Origin of the sequence: Sphingobium sp. DEHP117, assembly GCF_030867385.1 — a bacterium.
In the GTDB taxonomy this organism is placed as follows: Bacteria; Pseudomonadota; Alphaproteobacteria; order Sphingomonadales; family Sphingomonadaceae; genus Sphingobium.
Genome location: NZ_JAPFBJ010000001.1, coordinates 1,325,548 through 1,348,675, shown reverse-complemented (window position 1 = coordinate 1,348,675; position 23,128 = coordinate 1,325,548). Strand labels below are relative to the sequence as shown.

25 protein-coding genes, 1 tRNA gene and 1 other RNA gene are annotated in these 23,128 nt (G+C 64.5%); 12 read left to right on the top strand and 15 right to left on the bottom strand.

Translation table 11 applies throughout. The features are described from left to right. Positions 1-47: 47 nt before the first annotated feature. From folK to rpsD, 5 genes are all read right to left on the bottom strand, one after another. On the bottom strand, positions 48-554 hold the full coding sequence (folK, locus tag OOT33_RS06645; RefSeq protein WP_307749215.1) for a 2-amino-4-hydroxy-6-hydroxymethyldihydropteridine diphosphokinase: 507 nt from the start codon (positions 552-554) through the stop codon (positions 48-50). After that, the gene (aguB, locus tag OOT33_RS06640) at positions 555-1,427 is read right to left on the bottom strand and encodes an N-carbamoylputrescine amidase (RefSeq protein WP_307749214.1); all 873 of its coding nucleotides are present in this window, start codon (positions 1,425-1,427) and stop codon (positions 555-557) included. After that, entirely contained in the window at positions 1,424-1,738 is a 315-nt protein-coding gene (locus OOT33_RS06635) for a TonB family protein (RefSeq protein ID WP_307749213.1), read from the bottom strand. The genes aguB and OOT33_RS06635 overlap by 4 nt, the downstream gene beginning before the upstream one ends. After that, complete coding sequence (locus OOT33_RS06630) at positions 1,735-2,733, bottom strand: agmatine deiminase family protein (RefSeq protein ID WP_307749212.1); 999 nt, start codon at positions 2,731-2,733, stop codon at positions 1,735-1,737. The genes OOT33_RS06635 and OOT33_RS06630 overlap by 4 nt, the downstream gene beginning before the upstream one ends. Before the next feature lie 73 nt (positions 2,734-2,806). Then, complete coding sequence (gene rpsD / locus OOT33_RS06625) at positions 2,807-3,421, bottom strand: 30S ribosomal protein S4 (RefSeq protein ID WP_307749211.1); 615 nt, start codon at positions 3,419-3,421, stop codon at positions 2,807-2,809. A 300-nt stretch (positions 3,422-3,721) separates the two neighbouring features. Here rpsD and OOT33_RS06620 point away from each other — a divergent pair, with 300 nt between their 5' ends. After that, the gene (locus OOT33_RS06620; RefSeq protein ID WP_307749210.1) at positions 3,722-5,032 is read left to right on the top strand and encodes a methyl-accepting chemotaxis protein; all 1,311 of its coding nucleotides are present in this window, start codon (positions 3,722-3,724) and stop codon (positions 5,030-5,032) included. 17 nt (positions 5,033-5,049) lie between these two features. Here OOT33_RS06620 and OOT33_RS06615 read toward each other — a convergent pair whose 3' ends face one another. From OOT33_RS06615 to rpiB, 4 genes are all read right to left on the bottom strand, one after another. Next, positions 5,050-6,192 (bottom strand): TrmJ/YjtD family RNA methyltransferase, encoded by a 1,143-nt coding sequence (locus OOT33_RS06615; RefSeq protein ID WP_307749209.1) that lies wholly within the window; start codon positions 6,190-6,192, stop codon positions 5,050-5,052. A gap of 66 nt (positions 6,193-6,258) precedes the next feature. After that, the gene (gene nrdR, locus OOT33_RS06610; RefSeq protein ID WP_307749208.1) at positions 6,259-6,720 is read right to left on the bottom strand and encodes a transcriptional regulator NrdR; all 462 of its coding nucleotides are present in this window, start codon (positions 6,718-6,720) and stop codon (positions 6,259-6,261) included. Positions 6,721-6,726: 6 nt separating this feature from the next. After that, on the bottom strand, positions 6,727-8,046 hold the full coding sequence (gene glyA, locus OOT33_RS06605) for a serine hydroxymethyltransferase (RefSeq protein ID WP_307749207.1): 1,320 nt from the start codon (positions 8,044-8,046) through the stop codon (positions 6,727-6,729). Positions 8,047-8,065: 19 nt separating this feature from the next. Beyond that, positions 8,066-8,503 carry a ribose 5-phosphate isomerase B gene (gene rpiB, locus OOT33_RS06600; protein WP_307749206.1) on the bottom strand — a complete coding sequence of 146 codons (438 nt, stop codon included), beginning with the start codon at positions 8,501-8,503 and terminating at the stop codon, positions 8,066-8,068. A 118-nt stretch (positions 8,504-8,621) separates the two neighbouring features. Here rpiB and OOT33_RS06595 point away from each other — a divergent pair, with 118 nt between their 5' ends. Continuing rightward, positions 8,622-8,804 carry a hypothetical protein gene (locus tag OOT33_RS06595; RefSeq protein WP_307749205.1) on the top strand — a complete coding sequence of 61 codons (183 nt, stop codon included), beginning with the start codon at positions 8,622-8,624 and terminating at the stop codon, positions 8,802-8,804. A 120-nt stretch (positions 8,805-8,924) separates the two neighbouring features. After that, on the top strand, positions 8,925-9,167 hold the full coding sequence (locus tag OOT33_RS06590) for a hypothetical protein (protein WP_307749204.1): 243 nt from the start codon (positions 8,925-8,927) through the stop codon (positions 9,165-9,167). 67 nt (positions 9,168-9,234) lie between these two features. On the opposite strand, the gene OOT33_RS06585 is transcribed toward OOT33_RS06590, so the two are convergent. Beyond that, complete coding sequence (locus OOT33_RS06585) at positions 9,235-9,891, bottom strand: alpha/beta fold hydrolase (protein ID WP_307749203.1); 657 nt, start codon at positions 9,889-9,891, stop codon at positions 9,235-9,237. Between the two features lie 104 nt (positions 9,892-9,995). Between OOT33_RS06585 and OOT33_RS06580 the strand changes: the two genes are divergently transcribed. The 9 genes from OOT33_RS06580 to OOT33_RS06540 all read left to right on the top strand — a co-directional run bounded on the left by OOT33_RS06580 (position 9,996) and on the right by OOT33_RS06540 (position 17,930). After that, positions 9,996-11,075, top strand: coding sequence for a cysteine desulfurase family protein (locus OOT33_RS06580; RefSeq protein ID WP_373690507.1), 1,080 nt, complete (start codon positions 9,996-9,998; stop codon positions 11,073-11,075). Beyond that, positions 11,072-12,181 carry an aminotransferase class V-fold PLP-dependent enzyme gene (locus OOT33_RS06575; RefSeq protein ID WP_307749201.1) on the top strand — a complete coding sequence of 370 codons (1,110 nt, stop codon included), beginning with the start codon at positions 11,072-11,074 and terminating at the stop codon, positions 12,179-12,181. Before OOT33_RS06580 ends, OOT33_RS06575 begins: the two co-directional genes overlap by 4 nt. Before the next feature lie 8 nt (positions 12,182-12,189). Then, complete coding sequence (locus OOT33_RS06570) at positions 12,190-12,525, top strand: 2Fe-2S iron-sulfur cluster-binding protein (protein ID WP_307749200.1); 336 nt, start codon at positions 12,190-12,192, stop codon at positions 12,523-12,525. Between the two features lie 41 nt (positions 12,526-12,566). After that, positions 12,567-12,662, top strand: an RNA gene (gene ffs, locus OOT33_RS06565) — signal recognition particle sRNA small type. 59 nt (positions 12,663-12,721) lie between these two features. Continuing rightward, a complete protein-coding gene (locus OOT33_RS06560) occupies positions 12,722-14,362 on the top strand; it encodes a DNA polymerase III subunit gamma/tau (RefSeq protein WP_307749199.1) in 1,641 nt (546 codons plus the stop codon). Continuing rightward, on the top strand, positions 14,359-14,682 hold the full coding sequence (locus tag OOT33_RS06555) for a YbaB/EbfC family nucleoid-associated protein (protein WP_307749198.1): 324 nt from the start codon (positions 14,359-14,361) through the stop codon (positions 14,680-14,682). The genes OOT33_RS06560 and OOT33_RS06555 overlap by 4 nt, the downstream gene beginning before the upstream one ends. Positions 14,683-14,819: 137 nt before the next feature. Beyond that, the gene (gene lon / locus OOT33_RS06550; RefSeq protein WP_307749197.1) at positions 14,820-17,210 is read left to right on the top strand and encodes an endopeptidase La; all 2,391 of its coding nucleotides are present in this window, start codon (positions 14,820-14,822) and stop codon (positions 17,208-17,210) included. Positions 17,211-17,369: 159 nt separating this feature from the next. Beyond that, positions 17,370-17,642 (top strand): HU family DNA-binding protein, encoded by a 273-nt coding sequence (locus tag OOT33_RS06545; protein WP_307749196.1) that lies wholly within the window; start codon positions 17,370-17,372, stop codon positions 17,640-17,642. 211 nt (positions 17,643-17,853) lie between these two features. Continuing rightward, positions 17,854-17,930: transfer RNA gene (locus tag OOT33_RS06540), tRNA-His, on the top strand. A 19-nt stretch (positions 17,931-17,949) separates the two neighbouring features. Here the strand turns inward: OOT33_RS06540 and OOT33_RS06535 are convergent. Genes OOT33_RS06535 through mreC form a run of 5 tightly spaced genes read right to left on the bottom strand, consistent with a single transcriptional unit; the run spans position 17,950 to position 23,118 of the window. Next, positions 17,950-18,477: a DNA-deoxyinosine glycosylase gene (locus tag OOT33_RS06535; protein WP_307749195.1), complete on the bottom strand. Its 528-nt coding sequence runs from the start codon at positions 18,475-18,477 to the stop codon at positions 17,950-17,952. A gap of 51 nt (positions 18,478-18,528) precedes the next feature. Then, positions 18,529-19,638 (bottom strand): rod shape-determining protein RodA, encoded by a 1,110-nt coding sequence (gene rodA, locus OOT33_RS06530; protein WP_307749193.1) that lies wholly within the window; start codon positions 19,636-19,638, stop codon positions 18,529-18,531. Further along, positions 19,635-21,704 carry a penicillin-binding protein 2 gene (gene mrdA / locus OOT33_RS06525; protein ID WP_307749192.1) on the bottom strand — a complete coding sequence of 690 codons (2,070 nt, stop codon included), beginning with the start codon at positions 21,702-21,704 and terminating at the stop codon, positions 19,635-19,637. The genes rodA and mrdA overlap by 4 nt, the downstream gene beginning before the upstream one ends. Continuing rightward, positions 21,701-22,216 (bottom strand): rod shape-determining protein MreD, encoded by a 516-nt coding sequence (gene mreD, locus OOT33_RS06520; protein WP_307749191.1) that lies wholly within the window; start codon positions 22,214-22,216, stop codon positions 21,701-21,703. The genes mrdA and mreD overlap by 4 nt, the downstream gene beginning before the upstream one ends. Then, positions 22,213-23,118 carry a rod shape-determining protein MreC gene (mreC, locus tag OOT33_RS06515; RefSeq protein ID WP_307749190.1) on the bottom strand — a complete coding sequence of 302 codons (906 nt, stop codon included), beginning with the start codon at positions 23,116-23,118 and terminating at the stop codon, positions 22,213-22,215. Before mreC ends, mreD begins: the two co-directional genes overlap by 4 nt. Between the last annotated feature and the right edge of the window lie 10 nt (positions 23,119-23,128).

Here is a 23,128-nt window from a genome sequence, read left to right as displayed (position 1 = left end):
CGTGCGCCTGCAAACAGGGGTTCACCTAGTCGGGGCTGGCGGCGCGGTCAACCGCTTCCGGGCGGGCAACGCGGTTTTTCCAGGCGGGAGCGCAAATGGGCGATGCGCAGGCCCGTCACCGGATCGCGCCAGCGCGGCGCGACCCCCTCGAGCGGTCTCAAAACGAAGCCGCGCGCGCGAAAGGCGGGGTGGGGGATGACGAGGCCATCGCTGCCCCACATGCCGCCACTCCACAGGATGATGTCGAGGTCCAGCGTGCGCGCGCCCCAGACGCGGCGGCGCTTGCGCCCGGCCTTGCGCTCGATCTTGTGCAGCTTGTCGAGCAGCTCAGGCGGATCGAGCCGCGTCTCCACGATCATGCACGCATTGGCATAGCGGCGGCGGGAGGGGCCGAGCGGCGCGGTCTCGATGATGTTGGACTGAGCAATCGCGGCGAAGGGCTTGCGCGACAGGCGCTCCATCGCCTTTTCCACCAGTCTGTGCGGTGTGAGCGTGCGCGAGCGTGGCTGGTTGGAGCCGAGCGCAATCGCGTAGCGATGCCTGCCCTTGCCCACTCAGATGTCCTGCGCGAGGCGCTGGTAGAGGTCCGGCCGCCGGTCGCGGAAGAAGCCCATCCCCGCGCGATGCCTGCGCGCCCGCTCCAGATCCAGCGTGGCGACCAGCGCCCCGGTCTGCCAATCCTCGACCTCAGCAACCAGGTCCCCCCATTCGTCGGCGATGAAGCTGTGACCGTAATAGCTCTGGCCGCCCTCCACGCCGTCATTGCCGATGCGGTTGGCCGCGATCACCGGCATACAGTTTGAGACGGCGTGGCCCACCATCGCCCGCCGCCACATGCGGCTGGTGTCAAGCTCCGTGTCATACGGCTCCGAGCCGATGGCGGTTGGGAAGAGAAGCATTTCCGCGCCCATCAGCGCCATGATCCGCGCGGTTTCGGGATACCACTGGTCCCAGCATATACCCACGCCGATAGTGCCGTATTTGGTCGGCCACACCTTGAATCCGCTGTTGCCGGGGCGGAAATAATATTTCTCCTCATAGCCCGGTCCGTCCGGGATGTGGCTCTTGCGATAGACGCCCATGATCGCGCCCGTGTCGTCGATCATCGCAAGGCTGTTGTAATGATGCTGGCCGTCCCGCTCGAAAAAGCTGGTGGGGATATAGACGCCAAGCTCCGCCGCGAGCGCCTGCATGGCAAGCACGGCCGGATGCTCGGCCGTGGGCATGGCGCGGGCGAACAGCGCCTCGTCCTCCACCGTGCAGAAATATGGCCCCTCGAACAATTCGGGCGGCAGGATGATCTTCGCCCCGCGCGCCGCGGCCTGACGCGCGGCGCTTTCCACAGCGGCGATATTGGCCGCCATGTCATCGGTGAAGGCGAGTTGCAGCGCGGCGACGGTGGCGCGGGGAGGCGTGGCAGTGGTCATTGCGGTATTTTCCATACGAAACGCATGTCATAGGTAGAATCAATCGGGGCACCGTTCTGATCGTTCGCTGGCTTAAAGCGAGCGCGGCGGATCATTCTCTCACAACTTGCTGCGTCGAGATCAACATGACCAGAAGATTCCAGAATCAAACAACCCTTAACGGATCCATCTTTAGCTACAGCTAGCCTCAGCGACGTTGTTCCTTGACGCCCCTCTCTAAGCGCGTCCAACGGATAATCTTCCGGCGTCTGAGCGGACAAGGCCTGGCCAACGAAAGCCAGGATGGGCGCAAGAAGCCATGCACGTATCATCCCATCCCCCTCGGCATCTGCTGGCTGGTGCAGTGGAAGCTGCCGCCGCCTGCCAATATCGCATCGGACGGCAAGGCTACAACCTCCCGTCCCGGAAAAAATGGCCTGAGTGCTTCGACCGCCGCCGCGTCGTTCGGGCGGCCATAGGCGGGCACGATGACGGCCGCATTGCCGATGAGGAAGTTCATATAGGATGCGGGAACGATCGCTCCGCCCGCTTCCACCCGGCCCGGCGAAGGTATGGGTGCGACAGTGAGTCCGTGCGCGTTGGCCCTGTCGCAAGCGTCCGCATAGATTGCGGCATTGGGGTCATCGTCCGTGCTCGCCTCCGGGATCGCGATCACTCCCGGCGCGACGAAGCGGGCAAGGTTGTCGACATGGCCGTCGGTATGATCGTTGACGAGGCCATCGCCCAGCCACAGCATGTCGGTTAACCCCAGGCTGCCCGCCAACAGCGTCTCGATCTGGCGGCGGTCCAGCCCCGGATTGCGATTGGGGTTGAGCAGGCACTCCTCGGTGGTGACGAACAGCCCGGTGCCATCACTATCGACCGCGCCGCCCTCCAAGATGAGCGGCACGGAGCGGCGGGGCAGGGGGCAAGTGGCCGCGAGCCGGGCGCCGATGTCTTCATCGCCCGGCATCTCATATTTGCCGCCCCAGCCGTTGAAGCGAAAATCCGCAAGCGAACGTACGCCCGCGCCGTCGACGACACCGATCGGCCCGGTATCGCGCAGCCAGACGTCACCAATGCGCTCGACAACGATCCGCGTATCGCTCTTGAGCAAGGCACGCGCCTGCCCGGCGCTCCCCTCATCATTGCAGACGAGGCGCACTTCCTCGCCCTTGCTCCCCGCGCGCACGGCATCGGCAAAGGCGCAGATCTGCGCCTGCGCTCGGGCCAGCGTCTCCGCGCCGCCCCATTCTTGCCGGTTCCATGGAAAGCCGATCCACAGCCACTCGTGCGGCTCCCACTCGGCGGGCATGCGGATGGTCATGATATGTCCTCGAACCAAATGAAAAGGGCGACCCAGCGGCCGCCCTTCGCATATATCGCTGAACTGTAAAAGGTTACCGCGAATAGAATTCGACGACGAGGTTCGGTTCCATCTTCACGGCATAGGGCACTTCGTCCAGCGTGGGCACGCGGACATAGGTCACCTTCGCCGGGCCATCGGGCGCCACATAGTCGGGGATGTCGCGCTCGGCGAGGCTCTGCGCCTCCATCACCAGCGCCATCTCGCGGGCCTTCTTGCCCAGAGTGATCTCGTCACCCACCTTCACGAGGCGGCTGGCGATGTTGCACTTCACGCCGTTCACATAGATATGGCCGTGCGAAACGAGCTGGCGGGCGGAGAAGATCGTCGGCGCGAACTTGGCGCGATAGACGACTGCGTCGAGGCGGCGCTCCAGCAGGCCGATCAGGTTCTGGCCGGTGTCGCCCTTCATCCGCGAAGCTTCGGTGTAGTTCTTCTTGAACTGCTTCTCGGTGATGTCGCCGTAATAGCCCTTCAGCTTCTGCTTGGCGCGCAGCTGGATGCCATAGTCGGACATCTTGCCCTTGCGGCGCTGGCCGTGCTGGCCGGGGCCATATTCACGCTTGTTGACCGGGGATTTCGGGCGACCCCAGATGTTTTCGCCCATCCGGCGGTCGAGCTTGTATTTGGCGCTGGTGCGCTTCGTCATGTGACTTCCTTCAATTGCTAACAACGTCGCCCATGCCCGCAAGAGCGTGGGTTGATCCCGGTATCGCCTGATTTCCGTGTTTCAGGAGCAGGGCCGCCGCTTCACCGGGGTGCGGAGCCAATTGCGAAGGCGCGCCTATGGCGGCCAAGCAGGCTCCTGTCAAGGGGGGCGCGCAAACGGCTATTGTCACTCGGTTCGTCGCATAACTAAATTGTTGAAAATAATGTATTAATCTTCTGGCGCGACGAAGGGTGAAGATTATCCATCCAAATCTTAATTTCGGCCGAGGGGAAAAGGGAAATGGTCGACTGGTTCACAAAAAAGGCGCCGATCCGGCAGAAATTCAAGGCGCTGCTGGCGCTGCATGCGGGGCTTGGCGCACTGGCATGTATCGGGGCAGCGCTGGCGGCAAGCTGGTCACTCGGCGCGGGGCTGTGCATCGCCTTTGCGGCAATGATCGGCCATATCGCGCTGGTGGCGGTGAGCAGCAAGCTGATCTGCGATCCCTATGTTGATACGGTGGTGCGGATGGAGGGGCTGGCGGCGGGTGACCTCGTCTCGCCCGTGGCCTATACCGACCATGAGGACTGCGTGGGCAGGATGACGCGGGCGATGTCCGTCTTCAAGGAGAACGCGCTGCGGGCGAGCTCTGCGGAGGAAGTGGAGGCCACCGTCGCCGCGCTGGGCACCGGTCTGATGGCGCTGGCGCAGGGAAATCTCACTCTTCGCCTCGATCGCACCTTCCCGCCGAAATACGAAGCACTGCGCACGGCTTTCAACGCCACGGCAGAGCGGCTTGATCATCTCATCGCCACCGTATGCACCTCCACACAGAACGTGCTGTCCGCCTCGGGCGAGATACGGGTGGCATCGGCCGACCTCTCCCAGCGGACCGAGCAGCAGGCGATGTCGCTGGAAGAAACTGCGCGCAGCATGAGCCAGGTTACGGAGCTGGTACAGGAGACGGCAGGCAATGCCGATCAGGTCAACCACACGATCTCGGCCGCGCATCGGGAGGCAGCCAAAGGCGGGGAAGTGGTGACCCGCGCGATGGGCGCGATGAGCGCCATCAAGGCGTCATCGGACGAGATCGCAAGCATCATCACCATGATGGACAGCATTGCGTTTCAGACCAATCTGCTGGCGCTCAATGCGGGTGTGGAGGCTGCGCGGGCCGGGGATACCGGCAAAGGCTTCGCCGTCGTCGCGAACGAAGTGCGCGCCCTTGCACAGCGTAGCGCCGAGGCGGCCAAGGACATCAAGGACATCATCACCAAGAGCGCCGGCCAGGTCGACGCAGGCGTGTCACTGGTCGGCGAAACCGGCGCGGTGCTTGACGAGATTGTGGGCAGGGTCGGCTCTATCTCGACGCTGATCGGCGATATCTCCGGCGCCTCGGTGCGGCAGGCATCGCGGTTGGTGCAGGTAAACGCGGCTATCACCGACATGGAGTATATGACCCAGCAGAATGCGGCGATGGTTGAGCAGAGCACGGCGGCGACGCGGGCCATGGGCGGGCAGGTGGCGCAGCTTGCCGAGTTGCTGAGCGGCTTTCAGGTCTCGGGTGGTCAGACGAGAGCCGCACCACGGCCCTTGGCTGCGGCCGCTTGACGTCACGCCGCAGACGTTCAGCGCGGGCGCGGATTGGCGAGGCTGGAAAGGACGCCGCGCAGCGTGCGCACCTCCAGATGGTTCCAGCCCGGCTTGGTGAGCAGGTTGCGTAAGGTGCGGCGTGTTGCCGCCGCCCGGCTCTCGGGGAAGAAATAGCCCGCCGCCTCCAGCATCGTGTCGAACTGCGCGATCATGCCCTCCAGCTCCTCCTGCGGGGCGGGGGGCAGCAGGTCCTCGTGCGTGGGTTGGGCGAGCGACACCGCGCCTCCCTCTGCGTCGCTCGAGACATGCTTGGACCATTCATAGGCAACAAGGATCACCGCCTGCGCAAGGTTCAGCGAGGCGAATTCCGGGTTGATCGGCACCGTGAGGATCGTGCGGCACAGCGCCACCTCCTCGGTCTCCAGCCCTGAGCGTTCCGGCCCGAATACGACCGCGCTGCGTCCCACTGCGCCATGGATCTCCAGAGCGGCCTCTTCCGGCGTCACCACCGGCTTGGTCACGCCGCGCTTGCGCACGGTGGTGGCATAGACATGGGCGCAGTCCGCCACGGCTTGTGCCAGCGTGTCGTAAATCTTTGCGCCTTCCAGCACTTGGTCCGCCCCGGCCGCCGCCGGGCCTGCGTCAGGGTTCGGCCAGCCATCGCGCGGGGCAACTAGGCGCAGCTCGGTCAATCCGAAGTTGAGCATCGCCCGCGCCGCCTTGCCGATATTCTCGCCCAGTTGCGGGCGGACGAGGACGATGATGGGGCGATGGTCTTCGATTCCGCCGCCGGTCTCGACACCGGTCTCGACACACTCGACCGGTGCTCGAACCGAACGGCTGCCTTCATCCTCACCCCGTTCGTTTCGAGCAGTCGTCGAGCGCAGTCGAGACGACTGTCGAGAAATCGAGGCCGCGCTCTTTACCGCAGCGAAGTCGCCCCTGAACAGCGCCTCCTTCTTCTTGCGCGACCAGTCCTTGATCTGCCGTTCGCGCTCCAGCGCGTCGATGCGCTCGGGGAAGGCCTCGCAAAACATCAATTCTACGGGTCGGCGGGTGTGGGTGTAGCCAGGAAGCGTGCCGGACTGATGTTGCGCAATGCGCCGGTCCAGATCGTCGGTGTGCCCGGTGTAATAGCTGCCGTCAGCGCATCGCAATATATAGACCCAGAAGCTCACGCTGGCCGGTCTCTCAAGCCTCGACCTTGCCATTTGCCTTTGCTCTGGGTGAACAGGGCGCGTGTTCTATTCACCCCCCGCTTCCTTCACGGCGGAGGCGAAGTCCTCGAAATCCTGCGCCTCGCGGAAGTCCTTATAGACCGAGGCGAAGCGGATATAGGCTACGCTGTCCAGCTCCTTCAGCGCCGCCATCACCAGCTCGCCGATCGATTGCGCGCTGACCTCGTTTTCGCCGTTGGTCTCGATCTGGCGCTGGATGCCGGAGGTAAGCTTTTCGATCCGCGCCGGGTCGATCGGGCGTTTGCGGCAGGCAATCTCCAGCGAGCGGGCGAGCTTGTCCCGGTCAAACGGCTGGCGCTCGCCATTGCTCTTCACCACCCAGATGTCGCGCAGCTGGATGCGCTCGAACGTGGTGAAGCGCGCGGCGCAGGCCTCGCACTGGCGGCGGCGGCGGATCGCGGCGCCATCGTCCGTGGGCCGCGAGTCCTTCACCTGGCTGTCGTCATGTCCGCAAAAGGGGCAGCGCACCCGTTCTTATCCCTCGTAGATCGGGAAGCGCGCGCACAGCGCCGCCACGCGCTCGCGCACATTGGCCTCGATCGCCGGGTCGCCCGCCTCGCCCTTGTCCTTGAGGCCGCCGAGCACGTCCGCGATCATGTCGCCGATCGCCTCGAACTCCGCCACGCCAAAGCCGCGCGTGGTGCCTGCGGGGCTGCCGACGCGGATGCCGCTGGTCTTGGTCGGGGGCAGGGGATCGCCCGGAATCCCGTTCTTGTTGCAGGTGATGCAGCTGCGCTCCAGCGCCTCGTCCGCTTCCTTGCCGGAAATGCCATAGGGGCGGAGGTCAATCAGCGACAGGTGGGTATCGGTGCCGCCCGACACTACCGCCAGACCGCGCGCTTCCAGCCGCGCCGCAAGCGCCTTGCTGTTCGCCAGCACCGCCTTGGCATAGGCCTTGAATTCGGGTGTCAGCGCCTCGCCAAACGCGACCGCCTTGGCGGCGATCACATGCATCAGCGGGCCGCCCTGCAGGCCGGGGAAGATGGCGGAGTTGATCTTCTTGGCAATCGCCTCGTCATCGGTGAGGATCATGCCGCCGCGCGGGCCGCGCAGCGTCTTGTGCGTGGTGGTGGTCACGACATGGGCGTGGCCGAAGGGTGTGGGGTGAACTCCGCCCGCAACGAGGCCCGCAAAGTGCGCCATGTCGACCATGAACAGCGCGCCGACCTTGTCCGCGATAGCGCGAAAGCGGGCGAAGTCGATGTGGCGGGGATAGGCGCTGCCCCCGGTGATGATGAGCGTGGGCTTCGACTCCACGGCCAGGCGCTCGACCTCGTCATAATCGATGAGGTGCGTGTCCTCGCGCACGCCATATTGCACGGCGTTGAACCATTTGCCGGACATGGCGGGCTTGGCGCCGTGGGTGAGGTGGCCGCCTGCGTCGAGGCTGAGGCCCATGATCGTGTCGCCCGGCTTGGTCAGCGCCAGCATCACGCCGCCGTTCGCCTGCGCGCCCGAGTGCGGCTGGACATTGGCAAAGCCGCAGCCGAACAGCTCCTTGGCGCGGTCGATGGCAAGCTGCTCCACATCGTCGGAGGGCGCGCAGCCCTGATAATAGCGCTTGCCGGGATAGCCCTCGGCATATTTGTTGGTGAAGACCGAGCCCTGCGCCTCAAGCACCGCCTTGGAGACGATGTTCTCGCTCGCGATCAGCTCGATCTGGTTCTGCTCGCGCTTCAGCTCCTTGCCGATCGCGGCGGCGACCAGCGGATCGCGGCTGGCAACGCCTGCGGTGAAGAAATCGGCGGCGCGAATGTCGTTCGCGGCTTCGAGGGTGGCGGGGGCGGTGCTCATGAGGGCGGTCCTTTCCGGTTCAGAGCGAAGGGTTCGAGAGTTTGTCGACACGGCGCTGGTGGCGGTCTCCGCCAAAGTCGGTCGAAAGGAAGGCGGTGAGGCACGCCTTGGCCATTTCCGGGCCGATCAGGCGCGCACCCATCGCGATGACGTTGGCGTCGTTATGCTCGCGCGCCAGCTGTGCGGAGAGCGGCTCGGAAACAAGTGCCGCGCGGCATTTGGGATTGCGGTTCACGGCAATCGAAATGCCGATGCCCGATCCGCAGAGCGCAACCCCTCGCTCGGCCGCGCCGCCGGCGATGGCCTGGCCCAGCCTGTAGCCATAATCCGGATAATCGACGGACGTGCCGTCATGCGGGCCGAGGTCGTCCACCTCATGCCCCTGCTCGCGCAACCAGCCGGCCAGCTGCGCTTTCAGCTCGATGGCGGCATGGTCTGACGCGATGGCGATGCGCATGGGTTGTGGCTTTCCTCTGGCGGAGCGATTCGGCTGTGGCGCCTATCTAGGCGCGATGCCCCGCAATTGCCACAGTCGCGTTGCCCGATTATGCGGGTGGCCGAAAAGGAGACATGCCATGAATGCCGCGCCCGTATCCGGAACAGTGCTGTCCGTGCTGATGCTTGCAGGGCTGGCGCTGGCAGGGGGCGGAGGTCTTCTGTTCGTCCGCCAGCCAGGGAACAGCAAGCGCGCCTGGCTGATGATCATTGCCGGTCTGGTGATGTTTGCGAATGTGGCGATTTGGACGATTCCTCTATAGTTTTGAACGCCTTACCGAATAGCACCACAGCCTCTCTCATCGGCCGGAACGGGATGCGCAAGCACGGGTTGGGTATGATGTGTCTGTGAGTTGGACACGCAAAGGTAGAGGAGTTTTACCATGGCAAATCCCAACCAGAACCAGGGCGATCAAAACCGTAATGATCAAAACCGTCAGCAGGGCGGGCAGGACAGCAACCGTGCCGGTCAGCAAAACCAGCAGGACCAGGGCCGCAATCAGCAGGGCGGCCAGACGGACCAGAACCGCTCAGGCCAGCAGAACCAGCAGAATCAGGGGGGTTCCCAGCAGGGTGGTTATAACGAGAGAGACCGCTCGGATCAGTCCCAGCGCGGGCAGCGCTGAGCTTTGATCAGCCAAGGGAAAAGGCCGCCGAGACTGGCGGCCTTTTCGCGTTTTGACTATCGAATGATTATTTGATCGGGCTGTCCGGCGACAGCCGCATGTCGAGATAATTGTCGACCGACATCATCACCTGATCCAGCTCATTTTCGAAGAAATGGTTGGCGTTGCGGATCTCGTCATGATGGATCGTGATGCCTTTTTGCGTCCGCAGCTTGTCGACCAGCTTCTGCACGGCGTTGGCGGTAACCACCTCGTCGTGCGTGCCCTGAACGATGATGCCCGAGGCCGGACACGGGGCGAGAAAGCTGAAATCATACATGTTGGCGGGCGGCGCGACCGAGATGAACCCGCGGATCTCCGGCCTGCGCATCAACAGCTGCATGCCGATCCACGCACCGAAGCTGAAGCCCGCGATCCAGGTCGTCTGCGCCTCGGGGTGAAAGCTCTGCACCCAGTCGAGCGCCGCTGCCGCATCAGACAATTCGCCGATACCGTTGTCGAACGTGCCCTGGCTGCGTCCCACACCCCGGAAGTTGAAGCGCAGCACGGCAAAGCCGCGTTTCACGAAAGTCTTGTAGAGCGCCTGTGTGATCCGGTCATTCATCGTGCCGCCACCTTGCGGGTGGGGGTGGAGGATCATCGCCACGGGAGCGCGGGGGCGGGGCGGCGGGCTGAAGCGGCCCTCAAGGCGGCCTTCGGGGCCGGGAAAGATCACGTCGGGCATGGCACCTGGCTGTCTGGCTAGAACGGTGGACCCCGGCCCGCGCTCGGCGCTGGCTAAGGATGAAGGAGCGCCTATATAGGACGCAACCGCAATTTCGCAATAAAATGAGTCGATCCGTGCCAAACGGCCAGTCTTTCACCCCGCAAAAGCGCATCTATCTCGATCACGCGGCGACCACGCCGGTGACCGATGCCGCGCGTGAGGCGATGGTCGATGGGCTGGCGCGCTGGGCCAATCCATCCTCACCCCATGCCGATGGGCGCACGGCAAGGGCGGCGCTGGAGGACGCGCGGAGGCGCATCAAGGCCGCGCTGGGCTGGGATGGAGAACTGATCTTCACTTCAGGGGCAAGCGAGGCGATTTCCATCGCGCTGCGGCAAGCAGCCACCGAGCGCATCGCCGTTTCCCCCACCGAGCATGATGCAGTGTTGCGCGTGGCGGGCAATGCGGCCGAGTGGCTCGCAGTGGATGCCGACGGTATCGTCACGGATGTACGCGAAGCCGCGCTCCACGCCATCCAGCATGTGAACAACGAAACCGGCGTGATCCAGCCGATCGCCGAACTCGCCGAGCGCATCCATGCGGCGGGCGGATGGATGCTGTGCGATTGCGCGCAGAGCGCCGGCAAGATCGACCTGCCCGTGGGGGCGGACATGATCGCCATCTCGGCTCACAAGTTCGGCGGGCCGCCGGGCGTCGGCGCGCTTCTCGTCCGTGACCTCTCGCTGTTGCGGCCGAGTGGCGGGCAGGAGCAGGGCTATCGCGGCGGCACGGAGAATCTGCCGGGCATAATGGGCATGGCGGCTGCCGTGGAGCAGGGGCGCGGCTGGATGGGCGAGGCGGTGCGTCTGCGGGCGATGATCGACGCTGCTGTGTGCCAGGCGGGTGGCGCAGTTGTGGCAGGCGCGGCAGAGCGCATCCCCACTATCGCCAGCTATCGGATGCCGGGCGTCTCGGCGCGCGCGCAACTCATCCGCTTCGATGCGGCGGGCATCGCTGTGTCGGCCGGGGCGGCCTGTTCGTCCGGCACGCTCAAGACAAGCCCGGTGCTGCGTGCGCTCGGGTGGGCCAATGACGCCGCCGATGAAGTGATCCGCGTCAGTTTCGGGTCGCAGACGTGCGAGGCCGAGGTACGCGCGTTCATCGAGGCGTGGCGCGGCATGGCCAAAGGTCAGGCCGCATGATCTATCTGGATTATCAGGCAACTACGCCGCTACCCTCAGAAGTTTTCGAGGCAATGACGCCGTGGCTCAAGGACTATTTCGCCAATCCCCACAGCGCGCATCGCCCGGGCCGCGCGGCGGCGGCGGCGGTAGAAGTCGCGCGCGATCAGGTGGCGGCCCTGCTGCCGCCTGAGGGGCGTGTCGTCTTCACCTCGGGCGCCACCGAGGCGCTCAACATCGGGCTGGTGGGCGCGGCGCGGAGCATGCGTGGCCGTGACGCGCGCCGCGTGCGCATCCTCCTGCCCGATACCGAGCATGCCGCCGTGCGTGACACCGCACTCGCGCTGCGCACGGAGGGGTTCGACCCAGTGCTGCTTCCGGTAAGGCAGGATGGCCTGCTCGATCTGGCGGTGGTGAAAGATGCGCTCGACGAGCGCACAGCCGTGCTGGCGGTGATGCTGGTCAACAATGAGATCGGCGTGATCCAGCCGGTCGACACGCTTGGGCTGATGGCGCAGGGCGCAGGCGCGCTGTTCCTCTGTGATGCGGTGCAGGGGGTGGGGCGGGTCGATCTGCCTGCTGAGGCAGACATCATCGCGATTTCGGCGCACAAGATCCACGGCCCCAAAGGCATCGGCGCGCTGTGGGTGCGCAATGGCATTGATCTTCCGCCGTTGATCCATGGCGGCGGACAGGAGGGCGGCTTGCGGTCCGGCACGCTGTCGCCCGCGCTGTGCGCGGGGATCGGGGTCGCATCGCGGCTGATGGCCGAGCGGCGCGAGGCTGACGCCACGCATGTAGCAACGCTCCACGCCCGCGCGCGGGAACTGTTCGCCGGTTGGACGCTTAATGGCAGCGTGGATCACCGCTATCTCGGCAACCTCAACCTCCGCCGCGAGGGGCTGGACGCCGCCCGGCTGATGGCCGATTGCCGCGATGTCGCGTTCTCGCTCGGGTCGGCCTGCGCCAGCGGATCGGGCAGGCCCAGCCATGTGCTGCGCGCGCTGGGGCTGTCGGATGCGCAGGCCCGGTCCTCGATCCGGCTTGGTTTCGGGCGATATACCACGCTCGATGAGATTGAGCGCGCAGCCGAGATCATCAACCGCGCGGCGCAGGCTCAGGAGTAAGAACGGCAATGCCCATAGTCCGGTTCATCAGTGATGATGGCGAGTATATTCAAGAGGTTACCGCGCAGAGCGGAGAGGTCTTGCTAGACATTGCGCAGGCTGCGGGCCAGCCGCTGGAAGGCACTTGCGAGGGGCAGATGGCCTGTTCAACCTGCCACGTCATCATCGCTGCGGAGGATTTCGCCAGGCTGCCGCCCGCCTCGGAGGCAGAGGAAGACATGCTCGATCTCGCTGCCGCTGCCACCCGCACCAGCCGCCTCGCCTGCCAGATCGTCCTGCCGCCGGACATGGACACCCTCACCGTGCGCATGCCCGGCGAATGGCGCGACATGAAAGGCGTGTGAGCGCCTGATTGCAATTCGGCGGCGTTGCCTCCATATGGCACGCGGGAGTCGGGCGGACGTGGTCGTCGCCAACCTGGTCAGGTCCTGACGGAAGCAGCCACAGTGATTTCGCTGCGGGTCGTTCCGGCTCCTACTTTCTCGCACCCGCCGCCGCCAATTCTTCGACAATGATGCGGCGAGCCGTTAGAACAGCCGCATGACCGATTCCCCGCCCACCACCGGCAGCGCCTATCGCGTGCTCGCGCGCAAATATCGGCCGCAGACCTTTGCCGAGCTGATCGGACAGGATGCGATGGTGCAGACGCTGGGTAACGCGATCAGGCGCGGGCGGCTCGCCCATGCTTTTTTGATGACCGGCGTGCGCGGCGTGGGCAAGACCTCGACCGCGCGCCTCATTGCCAAGGCGCTGAACTGCATCGGCCCGGATGGGCAGGGCGGCCCGACGATCGACCCGTGCGGCCAATGCGAACCCTGCCTCGCCATCGCCGAAGGCCGCCACATCGACGTGATCGAGATGGACGCCGCCAGCCACACCGGCGTTGACGACGTGCGCGAGATCATCGAGGCGGTGCGCTATTCGGCGGTGTCGGCGCGCTACAAGGTCTACATCATCGACGAAGTGCACATGCTCTCCAAAAACGCCTTCAACGCGCTGTTGAAGACGCTGGAAGAGCCGCCCGCCCATGTGAAGTTCCTGTTCGCCACCACAGAGGTCAACAAGGTGCCGGTCACGGTGCTCTCCCGTTGTCAGCGGTTCGATCTGCGGCGGATTTCGGCGGAAAAGCTCGCTGCACACTTCGCTCATGTGGTGCGCGAGGAAGGCGTGGAGGCGGAGGCCGAGGCCTTGTCGCTGATCGCGCAGGCGGCGGAAGGCTCCGCGCGCGATGGCCTCTCGATCCTCGATCAGGCGATCGCCCATGCCGAGACCGAAGGGGCGGGCGATGGTGCGCGCGTCACCGCCGCGCAGGTGCGCGAAATGCTCGGCCTGTCGGACCGTGGCGCAATCCGGCGCCTGTTCGGGTTGCTGTTGGCAGGCGATGCGTCTGGCGCCCTTGCTCTCATGCGCGAGCAGCATGATCTCGGCGTCGAGCCGCTTTCCATCCTGCGCGGTCTGCTGGAGACAGTACACGGCGTCACGCTGCTGAAGGCGGGCGGCAAGGGCGATGACCCCGCGCAATCGGTTGAGGAGCGGGAGGCGCTGGCCGACTGGGCGAGTCAGCTTGGCTTCGCGCCGCTGCACCGGCTGTGGCAGCTGCTGCTCAAGGGGCATGAGGAGGTTGCGCGCGCCGCGATGCCTACGCAAGCGGCGGACATGGCGCTGTTGCGGGTCATCCACGCGGCCAGCCTGCCCGATCCGTCCGAGCTCGCGCGGCTGCTTGAAGGGGGGGCGCCCGCCGCATCCGCGCCGAATGCCGCAAGTTCCCCCGCCGCCGCACCATCATCCGCCCCCACCGCCACGCTTCCCGCCAGCTTCGAGGCGCTGGTCAAGCTGTTGTGGGATCGCAACAAGGGCCTGATTGCTGACGAGATAGAGCACTTCGTCCGCCCGATCCGCTACGCCCCGCCTGAGCTCGATTTCGAGCCCGCCCGGCCGATGGCGCAGGATCAGATCGACCACATTCGGGTGGCGATCGACGAGGTAACCCGCGGGCGCTGGCAGTTGCGGTTGGCTCAGGGCGAGGCGGAGCCAACCCTGTCGGAACGGCGCGAGCAGGCGGAACGGCAAGCCAAGGAAGATATTCTCAGTCACCCGGTCATGCAGGCGGCGCTGGCGGCGTTTCCCGATGCGGAGCTGTTGCCTGCCGATGACGAAGCGAAATGGAGCGAAAGCGCATGAAGGACTTGAACGAGATATTGGGCATGGCCCAGCGCGTGCAGGAGGAATTGGCCCGCGCGCAGGAAAACCTGGACAAGATCGAGGTCGAGGGCGCTGCCGGCGGCGGCGTGATCAAGGTCCGCGCCACCGCCAAGGGGCGGATTACCGGCGTTTCCATTGACGAAAGCCTGCTCGCGCCGTCCGAAAAGCAGATATTGGAAGATCTTGTCGCCGCCGCGTTCAACGACGCGCGCAAGAAGGCCGATGAAGCGTCCAGCGCAGAGATGGGTAAAATGACCAGCGGTCTCTCGCTGCCGCCCGGTTTCAAGCTGCCGTTTTGATGGGCGAACCGCGCTTGTTGGAGCAATCCTATTTTCAGCTTTTTGCGCTAAGGCTGCCGCACCATTGATCCGCGCACTATAGAACACAATATAGGATCGGCATCCCATTCAGGTGCGCCAAGGAGTTTAGAACAGACATGCAATTCCCGCTGCTCCCCCTGCGTGACATCGTTGTCTTTCCGCAGATGATCGTCCCCCTGTTTGTCGGACGGGATAAAAGCGTTGTCGCCCTGGAAAAAGCCATGGAGGCGGACAAGGAAATTTTCCTCGTCTCCCAGCTAGATCCCGCCGAGGACGAGCCGGATCGCGACGCCCTTTATGACATGGGCGTGATCGCCACCGTGCTTCAGTTGTTAAAGCTGCCCGATGGCACCGTGCGCGTGCTGGTCGAGGGCAAGCAGCGTGCCCGCCTTCAGGCGGTGTCGGACGCAGACGGCTATGTCTCCGCCGAGGTCGAGGCCGCGGAAGAACAGGGCGCGAGCGGGCCGCAGGCTTCGGCGCTGATGCGCTCGGTTGCCGATCAGTTCGAGAATTACGCCAAGCTCAACAAGAAGCTGCCCGCCGAAACGCCAGTGCAGCTGCGCGAGATCGAGGAGGCGGGGCGGCTCGCCGATGCCGTCGCCGCGCACATCAGCGTCAAGGTGTCGGACAAGCAGGCTCTGCTCACAGAGACGGACGCTGCCAAGCGGCTCGAAATGGTCTTCGCCTTCATGGAAGGCGAGCTGGGCGTGCTGCAGGTCGAGAAGAAGATCCGCGGCCGCGTCAAGCGCCAGATGGAGAAGACCCAGCGCGAATATTATCTCAATGAGCAGTTGAAGGCGATTCAGCGCGAGCTGGGCGGCGCCGAGGGCGACGAAGCCGACGAGCTGGCCGAGCTTCAGGACAAGATCAACAAGCTCAAGATGACCAAGGAAGCGAAGGCCAAGGCCAACGCGGAACTGAAGAAGCTCAAGTCCATGCAGCCGATGTCGGCCGAGGCCACGGTCGTGCGCAATTATCTCGATGTGCTGCTCGGCCTGCCTTGGGGCAAGCGCAGCAAGGTCAAGAACGACCTCAAGCGCGCGCAGGAAATCCTAGATGCCGATCATTTCGCGCTGGAAAAGGTCAAGGACCGGATCGTCGAATATCTCGCAGTCCAGGCGCGCACCAACAAGCTGAAAGGCCCGATCCTGTGCCTGGTCGGCCCTCCGGGCGTCGGCAAGACCTCGCTCGGCAAGTCGATCGCCAAGGCGTGCGGCCGCGAATTCGTGCGCCAGTCGCTGGGCGGCGTGCGCGACGAGGCCGAGATTCGCGGCCATCGCCGCACCTATATCGGCTCGCTGCCGGGAAAGATCGTGTCCAACCTCAAGAAGGCGGGCAGCATGAACCCGCTGTTCCTGCTCGACGAGATCGACAAGCTCGGCCAGGATTTCCGTGGCGATCCCGCCTCCGCGTTGCTTGAGGTGCTGGATCCGGAGCAGAACTCCCGGTTCCAGGATCATTATCTGGAGATCGATCTCGATCTCTCGGATGTGATGTTCGTGACCACCGCGAACTCGCTGAACCTGCCGCAGCCCTTGCTGGACCGGATGGAGATCATTCGGCTTGAAGGTTATACCGAGGACGAAAAGGTCGAGATCGCGCAGCGGCACCTCGTGCCCAAGCAGATCGAGGCGCATGGCCTCAAGGCGGACGAATTCATGGTAACCGAGGCCGGCCTGCGTGACCTGATCCGCTATTACACGCGCGAGGCGGGCGTCCGCACGCTGGAGCGCGAGGTGGCGCGGCTCGCCCGCAAGGCGCTGCGCAAGATCCTTGAGGGCGGCGTGAAAAGCGTCGAGGTCACATCGGAAAACCTCTCCGAGTTCGCTGGCGTGCGCAAGTTCCGCCATGGTGTGGGCGAGGAGGAAAACCAGGTCGGTGCCGTTACCGGTCTCGCTTGGACGGAGGTGGGCGGCGAGCTGTTGACCATCGAGTCCGTCACCGTGCCGGGCAAGGGGCAGATCAAGACCACCGGCAAGTTGGGTGAGGTCATGACCGAATCGGTGCAGGCCGCATTCTCCTATGTGAAGGCGCGCGCGCCGGGCTACGGCATCCGTCCCAGCATCTTCAACCGCAAGGACATTCATATCCACTTGCCCGAAGGGGCCGTGCCCAAGGATGGCCCATCGGCGGGTATCGGCATGGTCACGAGCATCGTTTCCACCCTCACTGGTGTGCCGGTGCGAAAGGATGTCGCGATGACCGGTGAGGTTACCTTGCGGGGGCGGGTGCTGCCCATCGGCGGACTCAAGGAAAAGCTCCTGGCTGCCCTGCGGGGAGGCATCCGTACCGTCCTGATCCCGATCGAAAATGAGAAAGATCTGGCCGAAATCCCGGCAAATATCACCGAAAATCTGGAGATCGTCCCGGTCAGCCATGTCGATGAAGTGTTGGCCCGCGCCCTTGCCACTCCGCTTGAGCCGATCTCCTGGTCGGAAGAGGATGATCTCGCCGCGCAGCCGGTTTCGTCCGCTGCCAGCGACACTGATGTTGCGGTGCGGCATTAAGATTCGGTCTGTCGGAGGGTGAGGCTCGCCTTCCCTTCGGCACAACCGCACGATTTTTTTGGCTTTACCCTTTGACAGACGCCAAAAACCGAGCATTTATGGCGCTCCCGAATTACCGATTCCTACTTTCAACACAAGCAACGAGGGGGTTCCCATACCATGAACAAGCAGGATCTTATTGGCGCGGTCGCCGACGGTAGCGGTCTCAGCAAGACGGACGCGGCAAAGGCCGTCGAGGGCGTGTTCGACGCGATCACCGGTGCTCTGAAGAAGGGCGACGAAGTGCGCCTCGTCGGCTTCGGCACCTTCTCCGTTTCCAAGCGCAAGGCGTCCACCGGTCGCAACCCGCGCACCGGCGAGACCATGACCATCAAGGCGTCGTCGCAGCCGAAGTTCAAGGCCGGCAAGGGCCTGAAAGACGCCGTCAACTGATAGTGTCGCCGCACGCGCGCTAAGTGGGCGCAGCGGTATGGCCAGATCCTGTTCCCGCCTCTGTGGCGGGAGTTTTGGGGAGGATGTGAGGGCGGGGCTTCGGCTCCGCCCTTTTTGCTGCTGATGGCCCGGCGAGGGCATTTGCCTGCTTGACGCTGGGGGCAGGCGCGCTTAAGTGACCGTCCGCCCCGCACGGGGCGTCGTTTATGTGGCGATCGTAGCTCAGTTGGTTAGAGCGCTGGTTTGTGGTACCAGAGGTCGTGGGTTCGGATCCCATCGGTCGCCCCATTCCTGATATCGGGTCAGTTCAGGCCCCGATCCAGTCTCTCAGCATGATCCAGTTTCGGGCCTTCTCGGCATAGCTCAGCGTGTAGGCCGGGCTGCTCGACGGCAGGTCGATGAGCGCCATGTCAGTTGTGATCGATCCTGTGCCAGCGAGCTGGCGCCGGCCGATACGGCTCGCTGTCTTGCCATTGAAGGCCATGGCGCGCAGCTTGGGCAGGCTGGCGAGCAAAGCTGCCAGGTCATTGGGCAGAGCACCCGTTATCCGGGTGTCGAGGCTGCCGGGCCGCGTGGCTTCGTTGATCACGTCCCACAGCCCGATGCCGCAGGCCAGCAGGCCGGCAAGCCGCTCCTCATAAGGCAGCGCGACCAGGCTCGCGCCAGTCACTTCACTCATCAGCCGCCAGAACTGGTTCTGCGGATGCGCATAATATTGCTGCATCGCCAGCGATCGCTGGCCGGGCAGGCTGCCGAGCACCAGCAGGCGAACGTCGGCGTCGCATACCGGCGCAAAGCAGCGTGATGGGCGCTCAGGCTCAGGCTGGATGGGCATTATGACGAGCCGGGGACGAGCGCCGCGCTATCAGGTGCCGATGATCCGCCGTCATCGCCATCCGGCTCCCGATCCCCGTCGGCTGTCTCGATCCACCGCTAGGATGATGCCGATGCACAGCATCACCGTAAGCATCGAGGAGCCGCCATAGGACATGAAGGGCAGGGGGATGCCCACGACCGGCGCCAGACCCATCACCATCATCAGGTTGATGGCGACGTAAAAGAAAACCGTCGTCGTCAGTCCAGCCGCGATGAGCGCCGAAAACCTGTCCTGAGCGCGCATCGAAACGCGGATGCCCCACTGAAACAGCAGCATGAAAGCCGCAATCAGCGCCACCCCGCCGACAAGCCCCCATTCCTCGGACATGGTGGCGAATACAAAGTCGGTATGCCCTTCAGGCAGATAATCGAGATGGCTCTGCGTACCCTGGAGAAAGCCCTTGCCCCATAGCCCGCCCGAGCCGATCGCGATCTTCGACTGGCTGATATGATAGCCCGCGCCGAGGGGGTCGCTCTCCGGGTCCATGAAGATCAGCACGCGCTTCTGCTGATATTCATGCAGGAAACTAAAGGCGATGGGGATGATCGCGGCTCCTGCCAGCGCCGAGCCGACGAACAGCCGCAGCGGCAGCCCGGCGAGGAACATCACCGTCACGCCGCCGGCCGCGATCATGGTCGCGGTACCAAGATCGGGTTGGATCAGCACGAGTGCCCAGGGCACGCCGATCATTACGAGCGCTGGCCAGATCGCCGTCCAGCGGCGGGTTTCCCCCACCGGAAGTCTGGCGTAGAAGCGCGCCACCGCCAGCACGATGACCGGTTTCATGAACTCCGAAGGCTGGAGCTGCATGAATCCCAGGTTGATCCATCGCTGGCTGCCGCCCGCGACACCGCCTATCAGCTCCACCACCACCAGCGCGCCCAGCACCGCACCATAAGCGGGAAATGCCATGCGCGCGAACAGCTCCACCGGCACGCGCGAGATCACCACCGCCATCCCCGTGAACAACAGAAAGCGTATCAGCTGGTTCATCGCCCAGGGCGTCATGCTGCCGCCAGCCGCACTGTACAATACCGTGACCCCGAAACAGGCTATGGCACCAACGAGCAGCATGACCCGCCAGGGCAGTCGGGCGACGGTGGAGGGGATGACACTCACTCTGCCGCCTCTTGCGCATTGCCGTTTGGAGCGGCGGGGGGATCATCAGCCTGTGTGGCAGCCGCAGGAGCGTCTTCCGCACCGGGCCGGGCCTCGCTTGCGCTATTCGCGGCATTGTCTGCAGGTGGGGCGGGGGGGGCCATGCCATGGGCCGCGCGATAGGCCGCCATCTGCTTCTCCTGTCGAACGAACGGATCCCCGCCCCAATTCTTCTCATAGTTGAGCAGGCGTTCCATCGCGCCCTTGGGGTCGAACAGATAGCTCATCACATCGCCGGAGATGCGCGGGGCGTCCTGAATGATATCGACATGGCCGCCATGTTCTATGATGGTGCCGATGGCATAGCGCGGATTTTCGGCGGGCGCGAAGCCCTGAAACAGCGCGTGATCGCGCAGCTTGAAGGCGAGCGAGGCGTTGGAGCGCACGCCGCCCGCGCGCTCCGCCATCGTGATGCGCCGCACCTGGGCGGTGCCCGTCTTGCCAGCCATCAGCACATCGGGGACGGAAAGGCGGGCACCGCCACCTGTGCCTCCCCCGTTCACCACATCGCGCATGGCCGCCCAGATGATCTCCAGATGCTCGCGCGAGACGCCGAGTGGCTGTGCAGGCGGACGCTTGGCGCCGAACAGCAGGTTAGGCATCAGCGCCTTGCCGGAGGCCAGCCGCGCCGCCATCATCGCGATCTGCAACGGGTTCACCAGCATATAGCCCTGGCCGATGGTGGCGTTCACCGTGTCGTAGACCTGCCAGTCTTCCTTGTATTTTTTCTTCTTCCACGCCGCATCCGGTACCGTGCCATAGCTCTGGCTGGGATAGGGCAGCGGAAATTTCTGCCCCAGCCCAAGCTTGCGCGCCATATCCGCGATCACCTGCATGCCAAGGCGCTGCGCCATCACATAGAAATAGATGTCGCAGCTCTGCTCGATCCCGCGATGCATGTTCACCGCGCCATGTCCGCCGCGCCGCCAGCAGTGGAAGCTGCCATTGCCCACACGAATGGCTCCGCCGCAATGCACGGTCTCGTTAGGGCTGAGGCCCGCCTCGAGGAATGAGAGGGCAACCATCGGCTTCACGGTCGATCCGGGGGGGTAAAGGCCCTGAAGCGTCTTGTTGCGGAGCGGGACATGGTCATCCTGGCTCAGCATGTCCCATTCCATATGACCGATGCCGTCGGAAAAGCTGTTGGGATCGAAGCTGGGCATGGATGCCATGGCAAGCAGATCACCGGTGCGGCAGTCGACGACAACGACTGACCCGCTCTGCGTGCCGAGCCTGCGGCCCGCATATTCCTGCAGCCCCGCGTCGATCGTGAGCTGGATCGTCTTGCCCGGCGTGTCCGGCCGGGTGGTGAGTTCGCGCACCACCTTGCCGCGCGCGGTCACCTCCACGCGCTTTGCGCCCGGCTTGCCGTTCAGCGCGGCCTCGAACGTGCGTTCCAGCCCGTCCTTGCCGATCTTGAACCCCGGCGTGATGAGCAGCGGGTCCTTGCGCTCCTCATAATCCTTGGCGGATGCGACGCCGACATAGCCGATGAGGTGGCCGACAGACGGCCCCGCCGGATAATCGCGCGAAAAGCCCTGCGCGGGCGCGATGCCGGGCAGGTCGGGCAGGCGGACGGAAATGGCTGCGAACTGATCGTAGCTCAGCTTGTCAGACACCTGCACCGGCTGAAATCCGGCCGCCTTGTCCAGCTCCTCGTTGATGCGGTCGACATCCTCGGGCGCGAGCGAGAGCAGCTGCGCCAGCGTCCCCACCACCCGTTCCCGGTCCTGCAGCCGGTCGGGGATGATATCGACGCGGAAATCCGTGCGGTTCTTGGCGATAGGCCTGCCGTGCCGGTCGATGATCCAGCCGCGCCGGGGCGGCACCAGCGTGAGGTTCACGCGGTTGCTCTCGGCGAGCAGCGAGTATTTCTCGTTCTCGGCGATGCTGATCCAGCCCATCCGCGCGGCGAGCATCACCCCGATCCCCCCCTGTATCGCCCCCAGCACCATGGCGCGGCGCGTGAAGGTCTGGGAAAGGTTGGCCTGGGTGATATTCTTCGGGGTGAGCTTGGGAAATTTCATGCCATCATGCGCCAGCGGTCCGTTCGGGCGACCACGCGCACAATAAGCGGATAGAGCAGGGCAGACCAGAGGATTTGTGGAAGGATCAAGGCCACCGGCGCGCTACTGCCTGACAGTCGCGCAAAAACAAGCCCGCCGAACAGGAAGGCCGCCGCTGCTCCGAGCGCGATCAACCAGTCATGCCAGTAATCGCGCCAGAACAGCCGGGTGTCGACCATTTCTATCGCAAGGTTGATGACAGACCACAGGAAGATCGCGGTACCCAGCGGGTTGCCGCTCATCACGTCGTCGAACGCGCCCAATGGCGCCGCCATCCACAGCGGCCAGATTTCGTGATGCAACAGGCGCCAACCTACGAACAACAGCAGGCCAAAGGGCGGAAGCGTCGGCGCCTGCGCGACGAGCGGGAGCAGCGTCGGCAATGCGGAGGCCAGCAACACGGTGAGGATCGGCGTGCCATCCATCCGCCACGGCGTGGGCGTATTTCCAAGACGCGGGACAGGTTGGTTCACTGCGCCGTTCCCGAAGACGCCTCACCGGGGGCAGTTGAGCGCGCGACCGGGGCGGGGATGTTCGCGTCATAGGCGCGCTCCACCATCACGGTCTCGACCCGGGCGGGGCTGGCCAGCGGTACGCCGATGGCATAGCCCTCGCGTAGCGCAACGACGATGGCCACCGGAATGTTGGGCCGATAAATGCCTCCTGTGCCGGTCGTGACCAATATGTCGCCGGGGTGAAAGGGGTTCGCGCCCGCGCTCAGCGGCTTGATCTCCAGCGTCCCGTCATCCCGGCCGGAGCAGATCGCGCCGATATTGTCCTTGGCGCGGCGCACGGGAACGATGTTCTGGCTGTCGGTCAGCAGCAGCAGGTCCGCGCTGCTCGGGCCGACGATCAGCACACGGCCGACCAGCCCCTCCGGCGCGCGCACCGGCATGCCCGGTGCAACCCCGGCGTTGCTGCCCGCGTTGATGCGCGCGAGGCGGCGGCTGATAGAGGAGGAGGATGATATCATCCGCGCGATCGCGACCCTGTCCTGGCTCTCCTGCGCAATGCCGAGCAGCTTCTTGAGGCGCACATTTTCCTGCGCTACCGCCTCGGCCTCGATCAGCTTGACGCGGTTGGTTTCCACCTGCCGCCGCAGATCCGCATTCTGTGATCCCGCGTCGATATAGGCGACGATTTGCTCGTCGATGGTGCCAAAGCCGCGCACCATGGACTTGAGCGTGGAGGCAATCGGGCTGGTGAAAGTCGCAGCGCCCGCGCGCAACACGGCGAAGCCCGCCGGGTCGGCTGCCGATATCACGACAAGCAACAGGCCGACCACGGCGCACGCTATGGTGATCACATAGCTGGCGAACAAGCCATATTGCGCCCGCCTGTTCACTCCGGGACGGCGACTGGGCGGTCGCGCCATGGCAGGCGTA

Bases quoted from the DNA above. Each gene is read 5' to 3' on its own strand.
- OOT33_RS06595 (WP_307749205.1), top strand. From the start codon at position 8,622: ATGAATGCCGCGCCCGTATCCGGAACAGTGCTGTCCGTGCTGATGCTT.
- mreC (WP_307749190.1), bottom strand. From the start codon at position 23,118: ATGGCGCGACCGCCCAGTCGCCGTCCCGGAGTGAACAGGCGGGCGCAA.
- aguB (WP_307749214.1), bottom strand. From the start codon at position 1,427: ATGACCACTGCCACGCCTCCCCGCGCCACCGTCGCCGCGCTGCAACTC.
- glyA (WP_307749207.1), bottom strand. From the start codon at position 8,046: ATGAGCACCGCCCCCGCCACCCTCGAAGCCGCGAACGACATTCGCGCC.
- OOT33_RS06535 (WP_307749195.1), bottom strand. From the start codon at position 18,477: ATGCCCATCCAGCCTGAGCCTGAGCGCCCATCACGCTGCTTTGCGCCG.
- rpsD (WP_307749211.1), bottom strand. From the start codon at position 3,421: ATGACGAAGCGCACCAGCGCCAAATACAAGCTCGACCGCCGGATGGGC.
- OOT33_RS06630 (WP_307749212.1), bottom strand. From the start codon at position 2,733: ATGACCATCCGCATGCCCGCCGAGTGGGAGCCGCACGAGTGGCTGTGG.
- OOT33_RS06590 (WP_307749204.1), top strand. From the start codon at position 8,925: ATGGCAAATCCCAACCAGAACCAGGGCGATCAAAACCGTAATGATCAA.
- OOT33_RS06575 (WP_307749201.1), top strand. From the start codon at position 11,072: ATGATCTATCTGGATTATCAGGCAACTACGCCGCTACCCTCAGAAGTT.
- OOT33_RS06560 (WP_307749199.1), top strand. From the start codon at position 12,722: ATGACCGATTCCCCGCCCACCACCGGCAGCGCCTATCGCGTGCTCGCG.
- OOT33_RS06555 (WP_307749198.1), top strand. From the start codon at position 14,359: ATGAAGGACTTGAACGAGATATTGGGCATGGCCCAGCGCGTGCAGGAG.
- lon (WP_307749197.1), top strand. From the start codon at position 14,820: ATGCAATTCCCGCTGCTCCCCCTGCGTGACATCGTTGTCTTTCCGCAG.
- mrdA (WP_307749192.1), bottom strand. From the start codon at position 21,704: ATGAAATTTCCCAAGCTCACCCCGAAGAATATCACCCAGGCCAACCTT.
- OOT33_RS06580 (WP_373690507.1), top strand. From the start codon at position 9,996: ATGAGTCGATCCGTGCCAAACGGCCAGTCTTTCACCCCGCAAAAGCGC.
- OOT33_RS06635 (WP_307749213.1), bottom strand. From the start codon at position 1,738: ATGATACGTGCATGGCTTCTTGCGCCCATCCTGGCTTTCGTTGGCCAG.
- OOT33_RS06545 (WP_307749196.1), top strand. From the start codon at position 17,370: ATGAACAAGCAGGATCTTATTGGCGCGGTCGCCGACGGTAGCGGTCTC.
- OOT33_RS06570 (WP_307749200.1), top strand. From the start codon at position 12,190: ATGCCCATAGTCCGGTTCATCAGTGATGATGGCGAGTATATTCAAGAG.
- OOT33_RS06620 (WP_307749210.1), top strand. From the start codon at position 3,722: ATGGTCGACTGGTTCACAAAAAAGGCGCCGATCCGGCAGAAATTCAAG.
- rpiB (WP_307749206.1), bottom strand. From the start codon at position 8,503: ATGCGCATCGCCATCGCGTCAGACCATGCCGCCATCGAGCTGAAAGCG.
- OOT33_RS06585 (WP_307749203.1), bottom strand. From the start codon at position 9,891: ATGCCCGACGTGATCTTTCCCGGCCCCGAAGGCCGCCTTGAGGGCCGC.